20 protein-coding genes and 1 tRNA gene are annotated in these 23768 nt (G+C 62.7%); 9 read left to right on the top strand and 12 right to left on the bottom strand.

Translation table 11 applies throughout. The annotated features are described in order from the left end of the window. The first annotated feature begins 374 nt into the window (after positions 1-374). Positions 375-890 (top strand): DUF4880 domain-containing protein, encoded by a 516-nt coding sequence (locus BUQ73_RS07395; RefSeq protein WP_079227252.1) that lies wholly within the window; start codon positions 375-377, stop codon positions 888-890. Position 891: 1 nt separating this feature from the next. On the opposite strand, the gene BUQ73_RS07390 is transcribed toward BUQ73_RS07395, so the two are convergent. Further along, positions 892-2103: an MFS transporter gene (locus BUQ73_RS07390; RefSeq protein WP_079227251.1), complete on the bottom strand. Its 1212-nt coding sequence runs from the start codon at positions 2101-2103 to the stop codon at positions 892-894. A 722-nt stretch (positions 2104-2825) separates the two neighbouring features. Between BUQ73_RS07390 and BUQ73_RS07385 the strand changes: the two genes are divergently transcribed. Further along, positions 2826-3974, top strand: a complete 1149-nt coding sequence (locus tag BUQ73_RS07385) for a M14-type cytosolic carboxypeptidase (protein ID WP_079227250.1) — start codon at positions 2826-2828, stop codon at positions 3972-3974. 57 nt (positions 3975-4031) lie between these two features. On the opposite strand, the gene BUQ73_RS07380 is transcribed toward BUQ73_RS07385, so the two are convergent. The 7 genes from BUQ73_RS07380 to BUQ73_RS07350 all read right to left on the bottom strand — a co-directional run bounded on the left by BUQ73_RS07380 (position 4032) and on the right by BUQ73_RS07350 (position 10380). Continuing rightward, a complete protein-coding gene (locus BUQ73_RS07380; RefSeq protein ID WP_079227249.1) occupies positions 4032-4997 on the bottom strand; it encodes a spore coat U domain-containing protein in 966 nt (321 codons plus the stop codon). Then, on the bottom strand, positions 4994-7231 hold the full coding sequence (locus tag BUQ73_RS07375; protein WP_416171819.1) for a fimbria/pilus outer membrane usher protein: 2238 nt from the start codon (positions 7229-7231) through the stop codon (positions 4994-4996). The genes BUQ73_RS07380 and BUQ73_RS07375 overlap by 4 nt, the downstream gene beginning before the upstream one ends. Positions 7232-7396: 165 nt before the next feature. After that, positions 7397-8173 (bottom strand): molecular chaperone, encoded by a 777-nt coding sequence (locus BUQ73_RS07370; protein ID WP_079227247.1) that lies wholly within the window; start codon positions 8171-8173, stop codon positions 7397-7399. Positions 8174-8213: 40 nt separating this feature from the next. Next, positions 8214-8717 (bottom strand): spore coat U domain-containing protein, encoded by a 504-nt coding sequence (locus BUQ73_RS07365; protein WP_079227246.1) that lies wholly within the window; start codon positions 8715-8717, stop codon positions 8214-8216. Between the two features lie 15 nt (positions 8718-8732). Further along, the gene (locus BUQ73_RS07360; protein ID WP_079227245.1) at positions 8733-9266 is read right to left on the bottom strand and encodes a spore coat U domain-containing protein; all 534 of its coding nucleotides are present in this window, start codon (positions 9264-9266) and stop codon (positions 8733-8735) included. Between the two features lie 19 nt (positions 9267-9285). Further along, positions 9286-9822, bottom strand: coding sequence for a spore coat U domain-containing protein (locus BUQ73_RS07355; protein ID WP_079227244.1), 537 nt, complete (start codon positions 9820-9822; stop codon positions 9286-9288). A 30-nt stretch (positions 9823-9852) separates the two neighbouring features. Beyond that, positions 9853-10380, bottom strand: coding sequence for a spore coat U domain-containing protein (locus BUQ73_RS07350; RefSeq protein ID WP_079227243.1), 528 nt, complete (start codon positions 10378-10380; stop codon positions 9853-9855). Between the two features lie 235 nt (positions 10381-10615). Between BUQ73_RS07350 and BUQ73_RS07345 the strand changes: the two genes are divergently transcribed. Genes BUQ73_RS07345 through BUQ73_RS07335 form a run of 3 tightly spaced genes read left to right on the top strand, consistent with a single transcriptional unit; the run spans position 10616 to position 15779 of the window. Continuing rightward, on the top strand, positions 10616-12901 hold the full coding sequence (locus tag BUQ73_RS07345; protein ID WP_079227242.1) for an ATP-binding protein: 2286 nt from the start codon (positions 10616-10618) through the stop codon (positions 12899-12901). A 15-nt stretch (positions 12902-12916) separates the two neighbouring features. Continuing rightward, positions 12917-13378, top strand: coding sequence for a response regulator (locus BUQ73_RS07340; protein ID WP_079227241.1), 462 nt, complete (start codon positions 12917-12919; stop codon positions 13376-13378). A gap of 13 nt (positions 13379-13391) precedes the next feature. Further along, positions 13392-15779 carry a hybrid sensor histidine kinase/response regulator gene (locus tag BUQ73_RS07335; protein ID WP_079227240.1) on the top strand — a complete coding sequence of 796 codons (2388 nt, stop codon included), beginning with the start codon at positions 13392-13394 and terminating at the stop codon, positions 15777-15779. A 137-nt stretch (positions 15780-15916) separates the two neighbouring features. Here the strand turns inward: BUQ73_RS07335 and BUQ73_RS07330 are convergent. Further along, positions 15917-15991, bottom strand: a tRNA-Gln gene (locus BUQ73_RS07330). A gap of 271 nt (positions 15992-16262) precedes the next feature. Between BUQ73_RS07330 and BUQ73_RS07325 the strand changes: the two genes are divergently transcribed. After that, positions 16263-16505, top strand: coding sequence for a hypothetical protein (locus tag BUQ73_RS07325; RefSeq protein ID WP_012271609.1), 243 nt, complete (start codon positions 16263-16265; stop codon positions 16503-16505). 1 nt (position 16506) lies between these two features. On the opposite strand, the gene BUQ73_RS07320 is transcribed toward BUQ73_RS07325, so the two are convergent. Beyond that, the gene (locus BUQ73_RS07320; protein WP_079227239.1) at positions 16507-16932 is read right to left on the bottom strand and encodes a DUF1810 domain-containing protein; all 426 of its coding nucleotides are present in this window, start codon (positions 16930-16932) and stop codon (positions 16507-16509) included. A 156-nt stretch (positions 16933-17088) separates the two neighbouring features. On the opposite strand from BUQ73_RS07320, the gene zapE reads away from it, so the two are divergent. Next, positions 17089-18162 (top strand): cell division protein ZapE, encoded by a 1074-nt coding sequence (gene zapE / locus BUQ73_RS07315; RefSeq protein ID WP_079227238.1) that lies wholly within the window; start codon positions 17089-17091, stop codon positions 18160-18162. Between the two features lie 104 nt (positions 18163-18266). Beyond that, the gene (locus tag BUQ73_RS07310; protein ID WP_079227237.1) at positions 18267-19481 is read left to right on the top strand and encodes a hypothetical protein; all 1215 of its coding nucleotides are present in this window, start codon (positions 18267-18269) and stop codon (positions 19479-19481) included. A 78-nt stretch (positions 19482-19559) separates the two neighbouring features. On the opposite strand, the gene BUQ73_RS07305 is transcribed toward BUQ73_RS07310, so the two are convergent. Continuing rightward, a complete protein-coding gene (locus tag BUQ73_RS07305; RefSeq protein ID WP_079230497.1) occupies positions 19560-21449 on the bottom strand; it encodes a propionyl-CoA synthetase in 1890 nt (629 codons plus the stop codon). A gap of 180 nt (positions 21450-21629) precedes the next feature. On the opposite strand from BUQ73_RS07305, the gene BUQ73_RS07300 reads away from it, so the two are divergent. Then, a complete protein-coding gene (locus BUQ73_RS07300) occupies positions 21630-22496 on the top strand; it encodes a LysR family transcriptional regulator (RefSeq protein WP_079227236.1) in 867 nt (288 codons plus the stop codon). On the opposite strand, the gene BUQ73_RS07295 is transcribed toward BUQ73_RS07300, so the two are convergent. Beyond that, positions 22470-23627 carry an HPP family protein gene (locus tag BUQ73_RS07295; protein WP_079227235.1) on the bottom strand — a complete coding sequence of 386 codons (1158 nt, stop codon included), beginning with the start codon at positions 23625-23627 and terminating at the stop codon, positions 22470-22472. The genes BUQ73_RS07300 and BUQ73_RS07295 overlap by 27 nt on opposite strands. Between the last annotated feature and the right edge of the window lie 141 nt (positions 23628-23768).

Below are 23768 nucleotides of genomic sequence, written 5' to 3'. Positions count from 1 at the left end.
CAAGGAAGCGCACCGGTAAAACTTTTTTACCGGATAAATGAAAATTCATTTGACTTGCAAATGATAACTATTATTATTGCACTCAGCTGATCGCAAGATCTGCTGGATAACCCGGAGCTTAGGTCGCTCCAGATTATCTCCTCATCAGGCTAATCACGGTTTTTGACCCGGCTTTTTGCCGGGTCTTTTTTTTGGCTCTTCAGGCTAATGAAGATCGTTGATGGCGCGCATGATAGCAAAAGTGTTTCAGAGCGTGAACGCTCATTACAAATCTTTGCGGAATCAGCACTTGAGAATCAATCTCGTTTTGACTACGCTGTTTCTGCATCAAGGACGATGCCCCCACCCCTACCCCCGAGAGCAAGGAGCTGTCCATGAGCCGTCTGCTGCTGCCCCTTGAGCATCCCACGCCTGCCAGCGAGCATGCTGCCGAGAATGAGCTGCTGTACGCCCTCAAGCGCCTGCCCCGGCGCGTACAGCAAGTGTTCCTGCTCAACCGCCTCGATCAGCTGGACTTTGCCAGCATCGCCAAGCGCCTCGACCTCCCGCTGCTCAGCATCGAACGCAACATGAACCAAGCCCTGCAAGTGGCGCAACCACGCGGGGATGCATTGGCCAGTGTGGCCGGGCAATGGTATGTGCGGTTGCAGAGCCCCGACGTGACGTCGTGCGAGCGCATCGATTTTCGCCGTTGGCTGGATGCGGCACCTGCGCACTTGCAGGCGTTTCATGCTACCGAGCTGCGCTGGCGCAGCTTGCTCGCCCCAGCACGAGAGCTGGGCCACGATGGCTGGTATCGGCAAGGGCGTGCGGCGATTTCGGTGGGTGGGTGTTCGGTGGCGGTTGGATTGGGTGTGGCGGCGCTGCTGTTGTTTGGATATTGGGCCTGAGTTACAAACCAACCGGGGCTTCAGCCACCCGCGCTTTACGCTCCAAACCTTTCAGATAGACGAGCAAATACCAGCCAGTAATGCTGGAAGCAATAAAGCCCAGCGCCAGACTCATCGGCAAGCTGCCGCTGATCGAAGCCACCAGCACGCTGGCGCCCCCACCGAATGCAAACAAGATCGTATTGTTGAGCGAAGCCGCTGCACCTGCCCGCCCTGGGTGCAGGCCCAGTGCATGGGTTGTTGCAGCCGGCCGAACAATGGTTGTACCGATGGTGCAGAGCACCAATGGAAGCAGAAGGCTGAAAACTTCAAGCTCATGCACGGTAACAACCAGGCAAAGAGCAACCCCAGCCAGACCGATGAGTGCAAATCCCCAAGCAACCTGCGCCTGCATCCCCATGCGGCCATTCAGCCAGCTGGCAATGAATCCGCCGACCATATATGCCAGCCCATATCCGAGAAAGACCATGGAGAAGGCGAACTCCGTCAGGCCCAGCTGTTCGATGAGCAACAAGGGGGAGACAACCACAAATGAAAAATGGCAAGCGAACGCCAAGCATGAAAATAGCGAGCTGACGAGAAAAGCGCGATCCTTGAGCAATGCCTGATAGCTACTTAATACGCCTGCACTGCTATTTGCTGTCGGTCTTTCTTGTAGCAGCTTCATAGAAAGCACCAGCACTACAACGGCCAGCACCACAAAGGCCTGAAAGCTTCCTGCCCACCCGAAATACTGCTGGAGCACGCTACCTGCAAGAGGCGACAAAGAAATAAATAAACCACTTGCACTGGTCATCAGGATACGCATCGCATTGCGCTGACGGCCATTGAACTTATCCTGCACAAGAGCCTGGCTAAGCACAAAACATCCGCACCCCACCGCCTGCAGAAGACGGAAAGTCATAAAGCCTTCGTAGCTTGTTGCGAGGATGCACCCCAGCGCACCTACAGCGGAAACCACTAGACCAGCAATCAGCAGACGCTTTCGCCCCATCCGGTCAGAAAGCGGACCGATGATGGTTTGCGAAATGGCGACACCGACAGCGAACAGGCTGATCGAATATGCAATGTACTGCGCATCGACACCAAAATCCTGGGCCAACAAAGGCACAGAGGGCAAAATCACATCGAGCGGAAACACGCCCAGAAGACTGATGAGGAGGAGCAATAAAACATAACAGCGAGTGGACTGCGAAACGTCTCGTCTATTCATCGAGCCAACCCTCATTTTTCAACTGGCGAAAGTAGGATGCATTCGTGAGCATATCGGTACGCCTTACAGCGTTCAGAGTCAGTTGCAAAGTAGATGAAACCCTACTACGCCAGTTTTGCTTAAGATGTTCCACAACGCGCTTACGACAAAGTGGTACGCTTGCCTGAAACAGCATAAAAGAGGATGAGCCGAGCACTGTAAAACACAATCCTCACTTATCATCTACTCCTCCACTGGCTGACTAAGCGCAGGCAGGCTCTGCGCTTAGTGATGAGCCTGAAAGACCAATAAGGCCTTCTTTACCAAATGAGCCAGATTGGCCAGCTTACGAGGCTCCAGTTTTACTTCTTTCATTTCCTCCATTGAGTGCCGCATCATGGCGACGCACCAATGATTAGTCACTAGCGCAAGATGCACAAGCTGAATACTTGAAGGAATCCCCCCCAAAAACTTGTAGGAAAACTCACCGCTAGTGTTTTGCGAGCTTGGCTCCCGCCATACATACCAGGCATAGCAAATCCTTGAGCAGCTGAAGAACGCGGCATTCAACTGCTGAGTGCCATGAAATCCCAAGTGCCCCTCAGCCCATCCAGACTTGTTTATTCAAGTTACAAAACAACTACTCATCGCGACCAAGACAAGCGATCTTGCCCTTCTCAACCACACGCCCCACTCTCAAGCGGTGTACAGTACCCCTACAACAAATCCCAAGGAGCCCGCCCATGACCGTGACGCTGTCCCCCCTGCAAATCGACTGCGATTTCGATTCCGGCAACATCCAGGTACTGGATGCCAGCAACCCGGCCCAGGTGCGCCTGGCCATTCGCCCGGACACAAATAGCGGCCACTTCCAGTGGTTCCACTTCAAGGTCAGCGGCCTCACGCCGGGTCAGGTCCATCGCTTCAGCCTGGACAACGCCAGCGAGTCTTCCTACAAAAACGCCTGGAGCGGCTACAACGCCGTGGCCTCCTACGATCAGCAGACCTGGTTCCGCGTGCCGAGCCAGTTCGATGGCAAGGCGCTGTCGTTCGAGATCAAGGCCGAGCAGGCGCAGGTCTGGTTCGCCTACTTCGAGCCCTACCCGCGTGCGCGCCATAACCAGCTGATCGAGCGTGCCCAGCAGATACCGGGTGTCGAACTGCTGGCCCACGGGCGCAGCGTGCAAGGCCGGGATATCCCGCTGCTGCGTGCCGGTGATGGCGCTGAAGGCAAGCGCAAGCTGTGGCTGATTGCCCAGCAGCACCCAGGCGAGCACATGGCCGAATGGTTCATGGAGGGGGTGATCGACCGGCTGCAAGCCAATGACCCGACGGTTCGCGAACTGCTGGAAAAGGCCGACCTGTACCTGATCCCGAACATGAACCCGGACGGTGCCTTCCTTGGCCACCTGCGCACCAACTTCAAGGGCAAGGACCTGAACCGGGCCTGGCAGGATGCCAGTGTCGAGTTGAGCCCGGAGGTGTTCTTCGCCCAGGCGCAGATGAAGCAATACGGGGTGGATGCATTCATCGATGTGCACGGGGACGAGGAAATTCCCCATGTGTTTACGGCGGCCTGTGAGGGCAACCCGGGATACACGCCGCGGCTGGCCAAGCTGGAGGAGCAGTTCCGCACGACCTTGTGCAGTGTGACCAAGGACTTCCAGACAGTGCATGGTTATACCCGGGACGAGCCGGGGCAGGCCAATACCACGCTGGCGTGCAATGCGGTGGGGATGGCGTATGACTGCCTGTCGCTGACGCTGGAGATGCCGTTCAAGGACCATGACGATGCGCCGGAGCCGGTGGCCGAATGGTCGGGCGCGCGGTCCAAGGCGTTGGCCGGAGCGGTGCTGGAGACCTTGCTGAAAATGGTTGGCGATCTGCGCTGAGCAGGCCTGGCCTCTTCGCGGGTTTACCCGCGAAGGGGCCGATACAGGTTTGCACCTTCAGAACTGCACATCCAGAATCACATTGTCGAGGTAACTCGCCGCCGGCGGCGTAGTCTGGTCGGTATAGACCTTGGCGTTGTAGTTGAATATCTGGCTACCCGTCCCCGTCCCGTTGCCTGGGTTCACGTCAGCATCGCTGCTCGAGCGCCGGGCGGTAGTCAGCGACCCCCAGGGCACAGTCCCTGCGCTCTTGAAGATGTCATACGCCAGGTAGTTGCCCGCCGAGGACTTCATCCGTCGCCGCCCGCCCGATACGTTCTCCCCATCATTCAAGCCCACCGTATAGGCACTGCCTTTGGTGCACGACAGGCTCACGCTCTGGCTTACCGTACCGAACCCGGCCACCACCGGCGCGCTGCCGAAGCTGATGTTGGGTGTGGTGATCTGGCAGTCGTTGCTCACGGTCAGGGTGACAGTCAGGTTCTGGGTCCCTGAGCCGATGTCACGCCCCAGGCAGATGGCGCCAACGCCGATGCCGGAGCAGTAGTTCCAGCTCCAGGCAACCGTGAGGTTTTCCTGGTACAGACCTGCCGCGACGTTGCTGCCGACCTGGGTGCGCAAGTAAAGCGGCACGGACTTGGGCGTGGTGCCGCCCAGCAGGCCGAGCAGGTCGAGGATGCCGTTGCGGGCGAAGTCGAACTGCACGCCGCGGCTGATCGGGTAGTTGGTACTGTTATCGGCGTACAGGGTGTAGCCGATGACGTCGCCGGTGGGGCCGACCAGGCCGCTGGTGCCCGTGGCCGAGGTGATGGTGGCGTTGAAGTGGTCGGTAGAGGTCAGCAGGCTCAGCAGGGACCCCGTGCACTGCAGCCCCGAGTTGGTCGACGAAGCGGTCTGCACAGTGGTACGTACCAGGGTCGAGTTGATCGTCCCGAACGCCGCCGGCAACGTGGGCACGGACGAACACAATGCCCAGGCGGAACCCGCAGGCAGCATCAACAGCGCACACCATAGCCGCTTCATCGGCACACCAGCGGGCCGATCAGCGGGACTGTACCTTGCGTATCGGGCAAATCGAATTCGACCAGGCACTGCCCTCCTCCTTCCAGCATTACCTGCAGGCGGTTGTGCGGCGACAGGTTCTCCAGGTAAACCAGGCCGTCCCAACCGACCACGGCCTGGCTGCCGCTTTCCTGGTGGGTGACCTTGCTTCCGAGCTTCAAGGGTTGCTGGTTGCCATCGACCAGCTCGATGCTCGCCGCCAGCACCCGCTTGAGCGGGAATTCCAGCAGGTAGCCGCTGCCACGGCGCACTGCCACCCGTTGCTCGACTTCGGCGGCCAGCACGTCGGGCGGCAGGTTCATCGGGTCGATCTCGTACTTGCCGCGGTAATAGCCGCTGCTGTACGGCACCAACAGGTGACCGCTGCGGTCGGTGCGGCCGATTTCCTGGTTCTCGTAGCGCACCGGCACGTCGGCGTAGCCGCTGGTGCTGACCACCACAAAGGCATCATCGATGCGGTTGGCGGCGTATACGCCGGAATCCATCCACACCAGCGAACCACTGGCATCGGCCCAGCGGGTCATCTCGCCGCTGCTGCCGTACACGCCGGCCTGCAACTGCACCGACTGCATGCGCCAGGTGACGTCGGCCTGGCGATAGGCATCGCGGTCGCTGCCGCTGGCATAGCCGAGGTTGTAGCCCACGCCACCGCCCACTGGTACGGCGCGGCTGTAGTTGACCCGTTGCAGGCTCTCGCCGTCCTTGCTGCGCTCGGTGCTCACCGCCAGGGTGCTGCCGAAATCGAACGGGATCACCACCTGCGCCTGCACGGCCCAGTGACTGTCGCCGACCTCGCGGTTGGCCGACAGGTACAGGCTGCTGTTACCCCACAGCGGCTTGCTCCAGCTCAGGTTGATCAGCCGGGTGCGCGTGCCGTCGCCGGCGCGAACATCGAAATAGCCGGCGCCCAGGCTGCCGTACTGGTTGAGGTTGACGCTGAGGGTCACCTGCTCGCTACGCTGGCTCAGCTGCATGTCGGGTATGTCGACGCGGGTAAGGTCGGCATACTCGCCGTAGCGTTGCAGGCGCTGATAGTTGAAGCCGAAACGCTGGCTGTTGTACTGGTAGCCGAGGGCGACCTGGTGGCCCTTCTCACCTTCGAACTGGCTCTGCGCCAAGGCCGCATTGAGCACGCCGAACGTGCCCACGCGCATGTTGCCGCCCAGGCCACCGAGCAGCAGCGAGTCGGCGGTCTCGGCATGGGTTTCCAGGGTGAAATTGTCGCTGATGCCGTGGCGCAGGCTAGCCGAGGCAACACCGGTGCCGTAGCCGAAGTCTTCCACGGCATAGTCGCGACGCAGGCTGCCGGCGGCCACCGAGAAGTCCGACAGGCCTTTTTGCAGCAGGCTGCTGGTGACGTAGAACGGCAAGGTGGTGGACACCTGCCGGCCAAGGGCGTCAGTGGTCACCACCACTGCCTCGCCGGCACCGTTGATGAACGGTACGTTGGTCAGGGTGTACGGGCCTGGCTGCAATTCGGTGGTGCTGGACTTGTAGCCATTGATGAACAGGTCCAGCGAGGTCGGCACCGCCGCTTCACCGGCAAACGCCGGCAAGGGGTAGGTGACCAGGTCTGGGCGCGCGCCAAAGTCTCGCGACAGCTGAATGCCGCCAACCCGTACCGAGCTGGTCCAGGGCAAGGCCCCGGTAACGAAGTCGCCGGCCTCGTAGGTCAGCAGGCGTTGTTCGTCGGTGAAGCGCCAGGTGGTGTCGTAGCGCAGGAAGCCCTGGCGGCTGTCATCCTGCGCACCATTGAACGACTGACGCCACTGGCCGGTGCTCGAGAACGTGCCCCAGCTGTCGAACAGGCGCAGCTCGTTCCAGGCGGCCAGGTAGGAACCGCCGTCGTCGGTGTCGTTGAGGTACAGATCGTAGTTGAACAAGGCGCCAAAGCTGCTGCGCGCCTCGCTGGCCGGGTACAGGCCGCGGTCGCCGACCTGCTGGTCCGGCAGCCAGGCCGGTGGCACCTGCAGCAGCAGGCGCTGGTTCTGGCTGTCGTAATCGGCATGCAGGCCCGCCACATCGTCCAGCGCCACCTCACCCTGCGGGTCGCCCGGCAGCTTGACGCCGAGGCTGCGCAGCACGTCGTTGTCCAGGTACAGGCGCCCGGCGCGTTGCTGCACCGGCACCAGCTCAGCCCTGGGCATCTGGTTCACCAGCAGGTCCAGGTACAGCGTGGCGTCGGCGATGGCCATGGACTCGCCGGGCGGCGGTGGCAGGTCGTCGGCCAGCGCAAGGCAGGGGCCGAACAAGGTCAGCCCCAGGCACCAGCGGCGCGAAGCCCGCGACAGCCATCTCACACACGGATTCCGACCATTGCCAGGTCCTCCATGGCCCTTGCCCTTCATACGGCGGCGGGCTCATTGCCCTTGCCGGATCGCTTCGGCCGTTTCCTGGCCGTTCACCCTCCCCTTGATCACGCTGCCAGCGCTTGGCGCCACCGGCGCCGGCCAGCGCATGCTGGCACCTGGCAATACATAGCCGAGCAGGCCTTCGGCCAAAGGCTTGGCCTGGCCGCCCTGCTGCACCACCACATCGGTCAGGCGCGCATGCACCGGGCCGGTGTTGCGCATTTCCACATAGGGTTTGCCCTGCACCGTCACCGGGCGCCAGCTCAGCTGCGGCGTGCCCACCCCGGCGGCATTGCGCTTGCCTTCCGGGTCGGCCTTGCCCCACAGCCCCTCGCCGTAGACGAACAGCGGCACGGAATAGCGCATCTGCAGGCGGATCGCTGCCGTGGTACCCGAGCTGCCAGCATCGGCCGGCAAGGGCGAAGGGATTTCATCGATGATGATCCGGTAGGCCTGCTCCTGGCCGGCTGGCGAGCTGCCGGTGCGGGTCAGGCGGATCAGCTGCTTCTGACCTGGGGGGATGTTGGCCACCGGCGGGCTACCGATGATTTCGCGCTGGGCCTGGTACTGCTCCTGATAGTCGCCCTGACGCCAGGCAAACACTCGAACCTGCAGGCTCGCCGGGGCCGAGCCGCGATTCTCCAGCCACAGCGCGCCGGCCTTCTGGTCGGCCTCCAGCACCGGGTCAATCGGCCAGATCAGCACTGAAGTGGCTGCCTTCACCGGCAGGCTCGCCAATAGCAACAAACCGATCAGACCCTGCGCCCACTTCGCGCCTACCCCCATGCCACTCTCCTTGGTTTCTTTTTCTTGGGTGCTGATGTGTTCACCAGGTCACCGATACTTGCACCACATCGGTGTAGGTCCCGGCCGGCAAGGTGCCGGGCAACTGGGTACGGCCATACACCGGCAATTTGATAGCTGTGGCATCCGTGTAACTCACCGTCACGCTCTGGCCGATGCCCAGGGCCTGGCTGAAGGCCGCGTCCCGGTACAACTGGTAGGCCAGCACTTGTGTGCCGCCGGTGCGCTTGAGGTTGCGCGTGCCACTGGCGCTGTTCTGGCCGCCGTCCAGGCTCATGCTCAGGGCCACCCCTGGCGTGCACTGGAAGGTCACCGTGGTCCCTCCCAGGGAGGTACTGAGGGTGCTGGTGGCCAGCGCCGACTGGGTGCCGAAATCGAGCACGCCATAGCTGGTCACACCACCCACCACCAGGCAGCCGGCAACGATCTGTGCGCTCACCTGGAAGGTGCTGCTGGTAGCCGCATCCAGAGGCGCGGCAAGCAACATGCCGGCCCCCGCCAGACACCCGCCGAGCCAGGCGCGCATGCAGGCGCACATGGCTCAGAACGACAGCTCGACGGCAACCGTGTCGGTATACGTACCTGCCGGCAGGCCCGCCTTGCCGCGCGCCTGGCCGTACAGGTTGACGGTCTGCGCCACGCCGGTACTGGTTGGCAAGGTGATAGTGCCGTCGACCGCCAGCAACTGGGTTCGCCCTGCATCGGTATAGAAGTCGTACGGGACGAAGTTGCCGGCTCCATCGGCCAGGGCCCGGGTGCCGCCGCTCGACTGGCCATCATGGGTCCCGGCACGCACCTTGATCACCGGCACCGTGCCGGCCGAGCACAGGATGCTCATGGCACCGCCGCCACCACCCAGCACTTGGGCGTTGGCAGTAGTGAACAGGGCATCGGTGGTACCGAAATTCAGGTTACCGAAGTTAAGCCCCGTGGTGCCGCCGGCGCCGTTGACCTGGCAAGCCGAGGTCAGGGTCAGGGTCGAGGTGATGTTCCCGGTCACCGTGGCGGCCTGGGCGTGAACTGCCATGGCCAGGCCGAAGCCGGCGAGCATGCAGCGGGTGAAAGTCGTTCGCATCGGAGTCTCCTTGCGTCGTTTACCAGTCCAGGGTCACTCTCAGGGTGTCGCGGTACAGCCCGGCCGGCAGCGAGCGCGGTTGCGCCACCACTACGCCGTAGATGGGGATCGGGATCTGCTCGGTGCTGCTGATGGTGAAGGCACGGGCCTGGCCGATGCCGTAGCGGCTGTTGCCACCGGGGTCGACCGCCAGCTGATAGGGGATCATTTCGCGGCCATTGCTGAGCCGACGCACACCATCGTCGCCATTCAGGCCACCATTGATGCGCACATTGAAAGCCCGCACCTCGGGCGTGCAACTGATCTGCAAGCTGCCTTCTCCGCCCGCCTCGTCAACCCGGCTGCGCAGCGGCGCATCCCAGTTCGGGCCGCGCTGGCCAAAATCCATCAGGCCAGGGTTGCCCAAGGTGGCGGGCGGCTGGTCGCCGCTGTTGATCTGGCAGGCGGCGCTGATCACCAGGCGCGCCTGGATGAACCCGGTGGTGGTGCCATGCACCGCGCCGCTGGGCAACAGCAGTGGGCCAAGGCTGAGCAACAGGAGCGAAGTGCGGTTCATGGCATGACGTCCTTGTGCATGGCGGCCTCGCTACCAGGTGACGGTAATTTTCAGCAGATCGGCGTACTGCCCGGCCCGTGGCACCCAGGCCAGCTTGTCGATACGGGCGTACAGCGGCAGTACAACCGAACCGCTGTCCGGTACGCGTGCAGCATGGGGCTCACCGACGACCACCGGCTCGCGCCAGGCAGCATCGCGGTACAGGCGATAGGGGATCGGCCTGGCCTTGGCATCTTCACTGGCGAGGAATCGCAATTCGCCGACACCACCGTGCTGGCCGCCGTCGACACGCACCTGATAAGGCGTGTCGGGGTTGCATTCCAGGCGTGGTGGGCGCTTGTTGAGCAATACGCCACTCAATGGCGCATCAAGGCCGTCCAGACGAGCGGCACTGCCCAGGTCGATAAGACCCAGGGCCTGGGCGCCCGCGTCACGCGGCTGGGTGACCAGCATGCAGCCACGCTGCACCAGCACCCGCACCTCGACCAGGAAGTCCGCCGCTACGGCACTGCCGCTCAACAATAGGCCAAACAGCGCGGCCACAAAGCGTTCCGTCACTGGATGTTCCTTGTTCTTCTACTGTGAGTTTGAGCGTAGCAGCAGGTGGCAGAACCGTGATGGCGGCATGCCATTCTTTTGGGCTAACGACAAAGCGCTAGCGAACCGGCAAGAAATTTCTCAACCCAGGCGAACCCCTGGCCATCCCATGCCTCCAATGGCCATGGGCCGGTAAAGCGGCCAACATTCTGGTACGGTGCCTGACAGCCAATCGCCGGCATCAGATGCATGCGGCATGCATGGAACAAAATCGACAGGAGCGTTTCCATTGACGACTGCAGACAACGCGCTCGCCGCAGCCGTGGAGCGCTGCGCCCAGGAGCCGATCCAGATACCCGGCAGCATTCAGCCGCACGGCTTTCTGCTGGTGCTGGATGAATGCGACCTGCGCATCCTCCAGGCCAGCGAGAACATCGAACGCTGGTTGGGCGTGCCTGCGCGGGAGCTGATCGGCTGCAACTTCGCCGACGTGGTCAGCGAAAACTTCGACTTGCACACCCAGCTCGAACGCCTGCCGGACGAAGAGGCATTCCCGTTTCATATCGGCGACGTGCGCTTGCGCCAAGGCGCCCCCTTCGCCGGCACCCTGCGCCTGCTCACCCACCGCCACGACCAGGTGCTGATCGCCGAATTCGAACCCTTGCGCCCACCCGCCGACCTGGCCGACCAGGGCGACTACTACCCATTGGTGCGCGGTTTCGTCAGCAGCCTGCACAACACCGACAGCCTGGAAGAGCTGTTGCAGCAGTGCGTGGTGCAGGTCAAGCGCGTCACCGGCTTCGGTCGGGTCAAGGCCTACCGCTTCGATGCCGAGGGCAATGGCCAGGTGCTGGCCGAACTCGCCGACGCCGGTTACCCGCGCTACCTTGGCCTGTGCTTCCCGGCCTCGGACATCCCGCGCCAGGCCCGCGACCTGTACCGGGTCAACCGCATCCGCGTGATCGAGGATGCCAACTACCAGGCCTCGCCGCTGCTGCCTGCGACCAACCCGCGCACCGGCAAGCCCTTGGACATGAGCTTCGCCGCCCTGCGCAGCGTGTCGCCAGTGCACCTGCAGTACATGCGCAACATGGGCACCCTGGCGTCGATGTCGTTGTCGATCGTGGTCGATGGGCAGCTCTGGGGCCTGATCTCCTGCCACCACGCCCAGCCGCGCGCGGTCGAGCTGCGCACCCGCACCGCCTGCGAATTGCTGGCCAGCGTGCTGTCACTGCAGATCGAAAGCCGCGAGTCGCACGCCAGGACCCGCCAGCTGCTCGACCTGCGCCAGCATATCGTGCGCATGATCTCGTCGATGGCCGACCACGAGAGCGTCAGCGATGGCCTGCGTGACCTGCCCGAGGTGCTGCTGGCGTTCGCCAACGCCAGCGGCGCAGCAGTGATTTCTGCCGAGCGCTGCGACCTGATCGGCCAGACGCCACCAGCCGCACAAGTCACGGCACTGGTGCACTGGCTGACCCGGCGCGGCGATGAGACGGTGTTCCACAGCGACAACCTGCGCCGTGACATCGATGAGCTGCCAGAGCTCGCGGCCCATGCCGGCGGCGTGCTGGCGGTGGCCATCTCGCAAATCCATTCGCACTACCTGCTGTGGTTTCGCCCCGAACAGGTGCGCACGGTCAACTGGGCCGGGCGACCCGACAAGGAAGTCGGCCCCCAGGGCGCGCTCAACCCGCGGCACAGCTTCGAACATTGGCAGGAGCAGGTCAGTGGCTATTGCGAGCCGTGGGACCCGCTGGTCATCGAAGGCGTGCTCGAACTGCGCACGGCGGTGCTCGGCATCGTCCTGCGCAAGGCTGAGGAACTGGCGCAGCTGGCCAATGAGCTGCGCCGCTCGAACAAGGAACTTGAGGCCTTTTCCTACAGTGTGTCCCACGACCTGCGTGCGCCCTTGCGGCACATCGCTGGCTACTCAGAGCTGCTGGGCGAAATCGAAGGCCACGGCCTGAGCGAGCGCGGCCGGCGCTTCCTGCAGCACATCGAAGAAGCCGCGAGCTTCGCAGGCAGCCTGGTCGACAACCTGCTCAATTTTTCGCAGATGGGCCGCTCGGCGCTGCGCTTGTCGGATGTCGACCTGAACGCACTGGTCGAAGCCATCCGCCAGGAGCTGGCACCCGACTACCAGGGCCGCGAAATCGTCTGGAACATCGCGCCGCTGCCCAAGGTGATCGCCGACCCGGCGTTCATCAACATGGCCTTGCACAACCTGATCGCCAATGCCATCAAATACACCCGTGGCCGTGAACCCGCCCACATCACGATCCGCGCCCGCCAGCACCAGGGCGAGACCGAGGTGTACATTCGCGACAATGGTGTAGGCTTCGACATGGCCTACGCCAACAAGCTGTTCGGGGTGTTCCAGCGCCTGCACCGCATGGAAGACTTCGAAGGCACCGGCATCGGCCTGGCCAGCGTGCGGCGGATCATCGAGCGCCATGACGGGCGGGTCTGGGCCGAAGGTCAGGTCGATCAGGGCGCCAGCTTCCACTTCACTCTGCCGCGCCACCCGGCAACTACCTGAGGTACCCGTATTACCATGCTCAAGCCCATCCTGCTGGTCGAAGACAACCCCCGGGACCTGGAGCTGACGCTCCTGGCCCTGGAGCGCAGCCAGTTGGCCAACGAAGTCATCGTCTTGCGTGACGGCGCCGACGCCCTCGACTACCTGCTGCGGCGCAACGCTTACGCCAATCGCGACGATGGCAACCCGGCGGTCCTGCTGCTGGACCTCAAACTGCCCAAGGTCGATGGCCTGGAAGTGCTCAAGGAAGTACGCGCCACCGCAGAGCTGCGCAGCATCCCGACAGTGATGCTGACCTCTTCGCGTGAAGAGCCAGACCTGCTGCGCGCCTATGAGCTGGGGGTCAATGCCTACGTGGTCAAGCCCGTGGAGTTCAAGGAGTTCGTCGCGGCGATTTCCGACCTGGGCGTGTTCTGGGCGGTGCTCAACGAGCCGCCACCCGGCTCACTGCGCCTGAACCGGCGCGGCAGCAACTGAGGCCTGCACCAAGATGTTGCCGACACCGCTGAAATTGTTGATGGTCGAAGACAGCTCGATGGACGCCGAGCTGACCCTGATGTGCCTCGAGCGCAGTGGGTTGCAGGTGCAATCGCGGCTGGTGTTCGACCACGTCGGGTTCGAGCACGCGCTGCTTCAGGCCGACTTCGACCTGATCCTGTGCGACTGCGTGCTGCCCGGCTCGTCCGGCACCGATGTGCTGGCCATCGCCCAGCGCCTGGCACCCGACACGCCGTTCATCTTCCTCTCGGGCATCTATGGCGAAGAACATGCGGTGGAAATGATCCGCCTGGGCGCCACCGATTATGTGCTGAAGAAAAACCTGCCACTGCTCCCCAAAGCCGTGCGCCGGGCCCTCACCGAAGTGCAGGAGCGCCAGCGCCGTCGCCGCGCGGAGGAAGCCCTGGCCGATGTCGAAGCACGCGCGCGCATTGCCATCGATGCCGCCGGCATGGGCACCTGGGACTTCCGCCCGCAACAGGGCCAGCTGATCTGGGACGACCGCTGCAAGACCTTGTTCGGCCTGCCGGTCGATACCGAGATGGACCTGCAGGTGTTTTATGCCGGCATCTACCCCGACGACCAGCCCAAGGTGCGCGATGCCGTTGAACAAGCCATGCGCCCGGACAGCGACGGCCTGTACCGGGTCGAATTCCGCATCGCCCAACCCAAAGGCCTGGAACCGCGCTGGCTGCTCAGCAGCGGCCAGTGCCAATTCGTCGACGGCCAGTGCACGCGGTTTTCCGGTGTACTGCAGGACATCCATACCCAGCGCCAGGCAACCCAGGCGCTCAAGCAGCTCAACGAAATGCTCGGCGAACGGGTCGAGCGCCGCACCCGTGAACGCGACCGTGCCTGGGAGCTGTCCCAGGACTTGCTCGCGGTGCTCAACAAAGACCTGACCCCGGTGGCCCTCAACCCGGCTTGGGAAGCCAGCCTGGGATTTTCCCGCGAGCGCCTGAGCCAGACTTCCCTGCTGCACCTGCTGCCGGAGGCAGACCAGGAAGCCCTGCTCACCGAGCTGGCTGCCCTTGCCCACGGCCGTAGCAGCGCGCGCTTCGTCGGCCGCATCCAGCATGCCAGCGGCCAGTTGCGCTGGCTGTCCTGGGTGGTGGTGCCGGAAGACACCTTGCTCTACGTGGTAGCGCGCGACATCACCAGCGAGCGGGAAAACGCCCTCGGCCTTGCCGAAGCCAACACCCGCCTGCGCGAACAGATCACCGAGCGCGAACGCATCGAGGCGGCGCTGCAGCAGATGCAGCGGCTGGAGGCCGTCGGCCAGCTCACTGCGGGCGTCGCCCACGACTTCAACAACCTGCTCACGGTCATCCTCACTGGCGCCAGCTTTCTTGAGCGCGACCTGGCCAAGGGTGAACTGGACAAGGCCCGCAGCCGCCTGACGCACATCCGCGAAGCCGGTGAGCGCGGCGCCAAGCTGACCTCGCAGTTGCTCGCCTTCTCCCGCCGCCAGCGCCTGGAGCCGGTGCCGCTGAACCTGAACCGCACCCTTACCGGCCTGGAGGAACTGTTGAGCCGCACCCTCGGCGGCAACATCCTGGTGCGCCTGGACCTGGACCACAGCCTGTGGCAAGCGCTGACCGACCCGACCCAGACCGAGATGATCATCCTCAACCTGGCGATCAACGCCCGCGACGCCATGCCAGAAGGCGGCCAGCTGACCCTGTCGACCCGCAACACGCGGATCAAGGCCCGCCCACAGCGCCCGGAAGACCCGGAGCCGGGCGAGTACGTGATGCTGAGCATCCGCGACACCGGCTGCGGCATGAGCGAAGAAGTGCTGGCCAAGGTGTTCGAGCCGTTCTTCACCACCAAGGACATCGGCAAAGGCTCCGGCCTGGGTCTGGCCCAGGTGTTCGGCTTCGCCAAGCAGTCCGGCGGCGGTGTGCGCATCGATACCGAGCCTGGGCATGGCACCCAGGTGGCGGTGTACTTGCCAGCGGTGAAGCAGGAAGTGGCCGTCGACCCTGTCCTGCCGACTGCCACCCTTTCGATCGATGACAGTGGCCGAGACCGCACGGTACTGCTGGTGGATGACGACCATCTGGTGCGCGACATGCTCGGTGACGTGCTGCGCCAGTATGGCTACCAGGTACGCCAGGCGCACAGTGGGGAGCAGGCGCTGGCACTGCTGGACGACGGTATCGACCTGCTGCTGACCGACTTTGCCATGCCCGAATTCAACGGCGGGCAGCTGGCCCTGGCGGCACGCGAGCGACATCCGCAGCTGCCGGTGGTGTTTCTGACCGGGTATGCGGAGTTGGAAGGGCTGGAACTGCCAGGGAGCCTGGTGGTGCAGAAGCCGGTGCAGGCGGATGAACTGGCCAGGGTGTTGAATGAACTGCTGCGGGTGCCAGGTTAGACCTGTGTTGCCTGCACCGGCCTCTTCGCGGCGGTTCGACGCCTCGAAGAGGCCAGTGCAGGAAAACAGAAACGGCAAATTCCAGCGCCGACGTTCATCTGCACTGAATAAGGAATTTTGTATTTGAAGAGAGAAAATGGCAGGGGCGGCTGGATTCGAACCAACGCATGGCAGGATCAAAACCTGCTGCCTTACCGCTTGGCGACGCCCCTGTATCGGATGCAGCTGATGCTGCTCTGACAATTCCAATTAGGTGACAACTGGGTTGTTGTCTTGGAATGCGCGGCACTTTAACAACAAAGTTTCGGTCTGTGAACCCCCTACGTGAAAAAAAATGCCTTAAAACAGCAAGTTAGTGTTCGCGGGCGGTTTTCACGGGCCTTAAAGGCAACCATCCGTCGTTTTTCCAGCGCTGCGCTTCAACACAATCGCATTCCTCCCTTCCAATCAGATAGACGAACTGCATTGACCAAGGAGGACCCCATGCCCGTTTCTCACGACCTCTACCAGGACCTGCACTACCCGCGCGAAATCGTCCAGCAGCGGCGCCAGCAGGACAAGGCCCTCGACCGCCTGCTCGACGAGTACATGGACATCGATAACCAGGTGCTGGCCGCCGAATCGATCTCGGCAGGCAATTTCGTCGACGAAGACCTGCGCCATCTCAAGGAACGCCGGTTGGCCGTGAAGTACATGATCGAGCGCCAACTGGAGCGCAAGGCCTGAGCTAACGCTCCAGCAGCGCCAAGGTGCGCATGTCCGGTTCACCGCCGTAGAACTGCAGCAGGCCAAGCTTGAACAGCGGATGGTCAGGCGCCGCCTGGCTGAACAGTGTCAGGCAAGAGCGCAGCTTGAGATCGTCGGGGCTGCCCAGGACCTCACGGGCGCTCTTGTCGCTGTGCTGCACCAAGGCAGTCACACAGGCTTCCAGCCTTGGCCCCAGCACAGGATGAGCGAGGTAGGCGCGCGCCTCGTCGATGCCGGACAAGGCATAGCGCTCGGCCATGATGCTGTGGCCCAGGCCGTCCAGCTGCGGGAACACGTACCACATCCAGTGGCTGCGCTTGCGCCCGGCCTGCAGCTCCTGCATGACCTGGTCGTAAACGCGGTCCTGTGAATCGACGAAACGCTCCAGCTCGAAATCGGCAAGCATGGCCGCTGCTCCTCTGTTTTGCACTCCTCCAGCCTACGCCTGTTCGCTCGACCTATCTCGCCAGCCGATCATTGCCCGGCACTTTATCTATTAGTCAAAATGCCCCACCTGGGGCAAGCTGCACGCTGCCCTGCCTTTGCCCAAGGAGCTTAGCTTTTGTCTGCCTGGATCCCTTCCCCGCTGCGCCAGCTTGGCCAGCGCTTGCGCGGCACATCGTCCAACCAGAGCGAACTGCTCAGCTGGTTCGAGGACAAGGCCCACAGCCGCGGCTATCAGCTCAGCGAGGGCCAGCGCCGGGTCATCGACAGCATGGCCGCGCAGCTTGCACAACTGGAGGGTGGCCAGCCTCGCAGCCTCTACCTGTACGGCTCGGTTGGCCGTGGCAAGAGCTGGTTGCTGGATGGCTTTTTCCAGGCGGTACCCGTAGCGGCCAAGCGGCGCCTGCACTTCCACGACTTTTTCGCCCGCCTGCACCAAGGCATGCACCAGCACCGCCTGCTGGACGATGCACTGGGCGCGACCCTCGATGAGCTGCTGGGCGACTGCCAGGTGCTGTGCTTCGACGAGTTCCATGTGCATGACATCGGCGATGCCATGCTGCTGACCCGGTTGTTCAACGCCCTGTTCGCCCGCGGCATCTTCCTTCTGGTGACTTCCAACTACGCACCTGAAGGGCTTTTGCCCAACCCGCTGTACCACGAGCGCTTCCTGCCAGTGATCCGCCTGATCAACAGCTCGATGGAAGTGCTCGAAGTGGGCGGCGACACGGATTTTCGCAGCCTGCCGGCCAACCGCGAGCACCAGCGTTTCACCCAAGGGCACTATGTGTGGCCGGGCAATGCGGCCCAGCGCCAGGCGCTGAACGTGCCGGATGAGCAGCCGGTGGTGCTGGGGGTGAACAAGCGCCCGTTGCGTGCCCTGGCCATCGATGGCCGGCGGGTGGTGCTGGCCTTTGACGACCTGTGCGAAAAGGCCACGGCAGTGATCGACTACCTGGTGCTGGCTGGGCAGTACGATGAGTGGATCATCGATGGGCTGGATGATCTGGCGCAATGCTCGCTGGCGGCGCAGCAGCGCTTCGTCAACCTGGTGGATGTGCTGTATGACCAAGATCGGCAAGTGACCGTGATCGGACGGCGGCCGCTTGAAGAAAGCCTCGGTGGGCCGCTGGCCGACCTGATGCGTACCCGGAGCCGGTTGGGGCAGTTGCATCAGCTCGGCCCAACCTGATCGGAAGTTCTTGCGCTTTGTTGGTCGTCAACTGTTAGTTTTACCAGCAGACAGTATCGCGCATTCGGTTCTTTATGGAGGCTCACAGACAGAGGGCCCCCATCATGAAACTCAAGCAAAACTCCTGGAACCGCATCTATCTGCAATTACCTAGAGATCGTCCAACTGAGGCGATCAGTCGCCCGCCCTATCTGGTGGACGGTTTTTTCTACAGTTCCTGGGCCTCTCGCGACGACCAGGGCATCGACATCATGGTATTGACCAAACTCACGCCTGACGGCAAAGCGGTCGATACGTTTGGAGATCTAGGCACCGTACGGATCCCCATGCCTGGGGAACCGGCCTGGTGGCTGTGCTTCGTTATCAGCGATAATTACATTGTCTGCGGCGCTGCACTTCGAATAAACGAGCATTTTGCAATTTTCCGCCTGGACAAGAACTCTGGCGCTTTGGACCGAAGTTTTGGGAAGCAAGGATTCAAACTGGTCCGTTACCCGGCAGAGCCGGACGCACTCACAGCAGCGACGGACGCAAGCCTTGACAAATCCGAGGGCTATGCTGGTAGCGTCCCCCAATTTCCGGATGGAAAACTTCGCCAGGCTGTGAACTCTGGCCTTGCGCAGTTCGATATGCAAGGCAATCTAGATACCTCTTTCAACAAAGGAGGCATGCGCAGATTCTTCAACTGGCAAGGCCGTAACCTTTTCACCCTGGAAGTGGTTGCTCGTTATGAGGGCCTTGAACATGCGGGGTTCTATTATTGTGGCATGCATCGCGTGGGTGGCGATGATGTGCAGGCATGGGTGGGTGCATGCGACAAGCATGGTGCTGTAGTTGCCAGCTTTGCCGAGCAGGGTGTATGGATAGTCAAGCGCCTGCCGGGCCATCCGAACATAGCTCATCTGAGCGTTCATTCGGCAGTACAAGTAGATGACCGCCTTTACGTGGTGGGTAGCGCCGGAGATAGCGGATTTGTGTTCTGCCTGAAACTGGACGGCAGTCCTGATCAAAGTTTCAATGGCGGAAATGCAATCATTTTTGCTCGAGACGACTTCGACCGCACCAAAGCAATCGCTGTCACCCCCCATAACGAAGGCGTACTCGTTAGCTTTGTTCAATCGCACCACCCCTCTGGTGAATTGCCTGTCGCAATTCTGCGCCTTAACCACAGTGGCCAGGTCGATAGCACATTTGGTAATCAAGGCTGGCTGCTGACACCTGATTTCCCAGAAAGCAATACCCTGCTAACGCTGGAGCACGAAGGCCAGCAGGTCATCGAGGTAAGGGGGCGGGAGTACGTTGCCCGCTATCCGCTTTAGGTCCGAATCATCACAGAGTGTACAGCCCGCTCGCTAGAAGCGGGCTTGCCCCCGAAGAGGCCGGACCAGGTCAACCCATCAGCCAGCCCTGGGCAGGTCCGCCAGCACCGCCTCGATTTCCCCCAGCACCGCCGGGTCATCCAGGGTTGAAGGCGGCACATAAGCCTGCCCATCGGCAATCTTGCGCAGCACCGCCCGCAGGATTTTCCCCGAACGAGTCTTGGGCAAGCGCTTCACCAGTCGCACCCGGTTGAAGCACGCCAGCGCACCGATCTCCTCACGCACACTGCCCACCAGGTCCACCAGCAACTGCGCCTCGGCAATACCCTCGCCATCCTTGAGCACCACCAGCGCCAGCGGCACCTGGCCCTTGATCTCGTCATGCACACCAATCACCGCACACTCGGCCACTGCGGGGTGACGTGCAACCAGGTCTTCCATCTCGCCCGTGGACAAGCGGTGACCGGAGACGTTTATCACGTCATCGGTACGGCCCATGATGTAGACAAAGCCTTCATCGTCCAGATAACCACCGTCACCGGTGTGGTAATAGCCCGGGTAGGTCTGCAGGTACGCCTGCAGGTAACGCTCATGGTCGCCCCACAAGGTCTGGCTGCACCCCGGCGGCAACGGCAGGGCGATGACGATGGCGCCTTGCTGGTCTGGGCCGAGTAGATGCCCGTCATCATCCAGCACACGTACGTGGTAGCCCGGCACCGCGCGGTTGCTCGAACCTGGCCGCGCCGCACTGCCCTCCAGCCCCACGCAAGGCGCGGTCACTGGCCAGCCGGTTTCGGTCTGCCACCAATGGTCGTGTACCGGTTTGCCAGTCACCCGCTCCAGCCACTGATGGGTACTGGAATCGAGCTTTTCCCCGGCCAGGAACAGCTGGCGCAGCGAGCTCAGGTCATGCTTGCGGATCAGCTCGCCGTCCGGGTCTTCCTTGCGGATCGCACGCATGGCGGTGGGCGCGCAGAACAAGGCATTGACCTTGTACTGCTCGACTACCCGCCAGTACGCCGAAGCGTCTGGCGTGCGGATCGGCTTGCCCTCATAGAACACCGTGGTGCAGCCGCTCATCAGCGGCCCATAGACGATCAGCGAATGGCCGACCACCCAGCCGACATCGGAGATACCCCACCACACATCGCCAGCCTGCATGCCGTAGATATGACGCATCGCGTAGCAAAGCGCGACCGCGTTGCCGCCATTTTCGCGGACGATGCCCTTGGGTTTGCCGGTGGTACCGGAGGTATACATGATGTACAGCGGGTCGCCGGCATCCAGCGCCACGGGTGCCACCGGCTCGGCATCGACCAAGGCCTGCTGCCAGTCCAGATCACGGCCTGGTTGCAGCTGCGCGCGGGCCTGGGGCCTCTGCAGCACCAGCACCTGGCGAGGCTGATGGCGAGCGGCCTGCAGGGCACGGTCGACCAGCGGCTTGTACTCGATCACCCGGTCGAATTCCAGGCCGCAGGATGCCGTCAGCAGCAGCGTTGGCCGCGCATCATCGATACGCAGGGCCAGTTCATTGGCGGCAAAGCCACCGAATACCACCGAATGCACGGCGCCGATCCGCGCACAGGCAAGCATGGCCATGGCTGCCTGTGGCACCATCGGCATGTAGATGATCACGCCATCCCCTTTGCCCACACCCAACTGGCGCAACAACCCGGCCAGGCGCGCTACTTCGTCACGCAGCTGGTTATAGGTGAAAGCTTGCTGCACGCCGGTCACGGGCGAGTCGTAGAGCAACGCCGTCTGCTCGCCACGGCCCAGTTCGATTTGCCTATCAAGGGCCAGGTAGCAACTGTTCAGGCGGCCATCGGCAAACCACTGGTGGGTGCCGTCGGCATTTTCCTGCAGGGTCAGGGAAGGTTTGCGGTACCAGGCCAAGTGATCGGCCTGTTCGGCCCAGAAGGCAGCAGGGTCGGCAATGGAGTGGGCGTAGCTGTGCTGATAAGTCATGTTGGTGGCAACCCGGTACTTGTTGTTATTGAAGGGCGAATAGTGAGTATGGCCCGCCACGCCGGGCCCGCCATGGGACTAAAGTCACAACGCATATGCACATTTGCAGAGAACGCTTATGCGCCCCATAACAGTGCAAAGGCCTTAGAATAGGCGCCCCTTAACGCCACAGAGCAGCTCATGGACATCGATCAGGCCCGAACCTTTCTGGAAGTCGTGCGTTGCGGCAGCCTGGTCGCCGCCGCCGAACGCCTGTTCGTGTCACAGACCGCCATCACCGCCCGCGTGCAACGCCTGGAGCAGCAACTGGGCTGCCAGCTTTTCGTGCGCAGCCGCAACGGTGCCAGCCTGACCAGTGACGGCGAAGCCTTCGTCAGCTACGCCAACCAGCTGGTGCAAACCTGGGAAGCGGCACGCCGCGACCTGCCACTGCCCGAAGGTTGCCAGCAGGTGCTGCATGTAGGCGCGGAAGTGAGCCTGGGCAATCCGATGTTGCTCGACTGGGTCAGTGCCCTGCACCGCGAGCTGCCCAGCCATGCCATCCGCAGCGAGGTGAGCGATGGCGAGTCGTTGCTGCGCAAGGTGGAGATGGGCCTGCTCGACGCCGCACTGGTGTACCAGCCGACCTACGGCCCAGGGCTGCAGGTGGAGCAGTTGATGGAAGAAAAGCTGATCCGCGTGCGCCGGGTCGATCAACCCGAGCCGTACATCTACATCGACTGGGGTGAAGCCTTCCGCCGCCAGCACGATGCCGCCCTGCCCGACTGCGCGCGCCCGGCGCTGAGTTTCAACCTCGGCCCGTTGGCCCTGCAGTTCATCCTCGACCAAGGGGGGAGCGGGTATTTCCGTACCCGTGTGGTTCAGGCCTACCTGGAAAGCGGCGTGTTCGAGCGGGTGCCACAAGCGCCGGAATTCACCTACCCGACCTACCTGGTGTACCCGCGCAAACGCGACAGCGAGGCCCTGCAACAGGCCATCACGGTGCTGCGCCGGCTGGTGGCAGCCGGCGCCAGCGATTGGTCACAACGCTGGGACCCGGTTATCTGACGCACTGCCGGCGGCACTGAGCAACTGGCGCTTGAGGCCGGCGACCAGGTCGGTCTGGGTGACCACACCCACCAGCTGATCACCGTCAAGCACCGGTAGGCAGTGCATGCCTTGCTCGCAGAGAAGCGGCAGCAGGCGCTCCAGCGGATGCTGGCTGCTGACACTGACCACCCGCCGGCTCATCACCTGCTCCATGCGCACCACTTTGCGGCCGAACAGGCCACGCCAACTGAACTGGCCGCGCTGCATGGCCGGGCCGACCAGGTCGCTGAGGCTGACGATACCCACCAGCTTGCCCTGCTGCAGCACCGGCAAGGTTTTCAGGTGATGGCTGGCGAGCATATTCCAGGCCTGCTCCAGGGTGGTCTGGGGCGAAGCGAACTGCACATCACGCGACATCACCGCCCCTGCCGTGATGCCGCCGAGGCTGCGCTGCAGCGCGTGGTGCTCGGTGGCGAGGATGATGCGTTCCAGTTCGTCGCGGGTGACGTCGACAAATTCGCCCAACTCTTCCAGCGCCTGATCCAGGTCGGCGCCACTGATGCCGACGCGCTCGCTGGGCAGCGGGTCGTGGGTGTGGTGCGGGTCCTTGCGCGGCAATGCGCCTTTCGGGTAGCGCACACCAGTCAGGCGGTTGTAGATCACCGCCACGCTTACCAGGATCAGCGCATTGAGCAACACCGGCTCCAGCAGGTGATCACCCATGGCCGTCAGCCCAGAATCGGCCAGCACCGCGCTCACCGCCACGCCACCACCCGGCGGGTGCAGGCAGCGCAGCAGGCACATCACCAGTATCGAGATGCCCAGGGCAGCGGCGGCCACCCACAGCTCGGGGCCGAAGCCCTGGCGCATGGCCAGGCCGACCGCACCGGCCAGGGCATAGCTGCCAAGCACAGGCCACGGCTGGGCCAACGGCCCGGAGTGCACGGCAAACACCAGCACCGCCGAAGCGGCCAACGGGCCGAGCAGGTGCAGGGCAATGCCCGGGCCATAGGCCAGGCTGGTCAGCCAACCGGCGAGGAACAGGCCGAGCAACGCGCCGATACCGGCACGCAACCATTCTTTGGGGGGGATATTCAGGGGCGCTGGCAACAGCCGCTGCAGACGACGTTCGGAACGCATGGCAGACATTTGAGTAATCGGGATCTGTAGTTTTTCTGATTAAAAAGAAAGCCCAGCCGAAGTGGCCTGGGCCTTGTATCGCGGATGCAATACCACAAGGGGCTCCGTCCATGGAGAGATGGAAACCGCAGGGTTTCGTGAGGGGGATTG

It is taken from the genome of Pseudomonas putida (genome assembly GCF_002025705.1).
GTDB lineage: Bacteria > Pseudomonadota > Gammaproteobacteria > Pseudomonadales > Pseudomonadaceae > Aquipseudomonas > Aquipseudomonas putida_J.
Note: the sequence above shows the minus strand (reverse complement) of the source record. Positions and strands in the feature narration are given on the sequence as shown.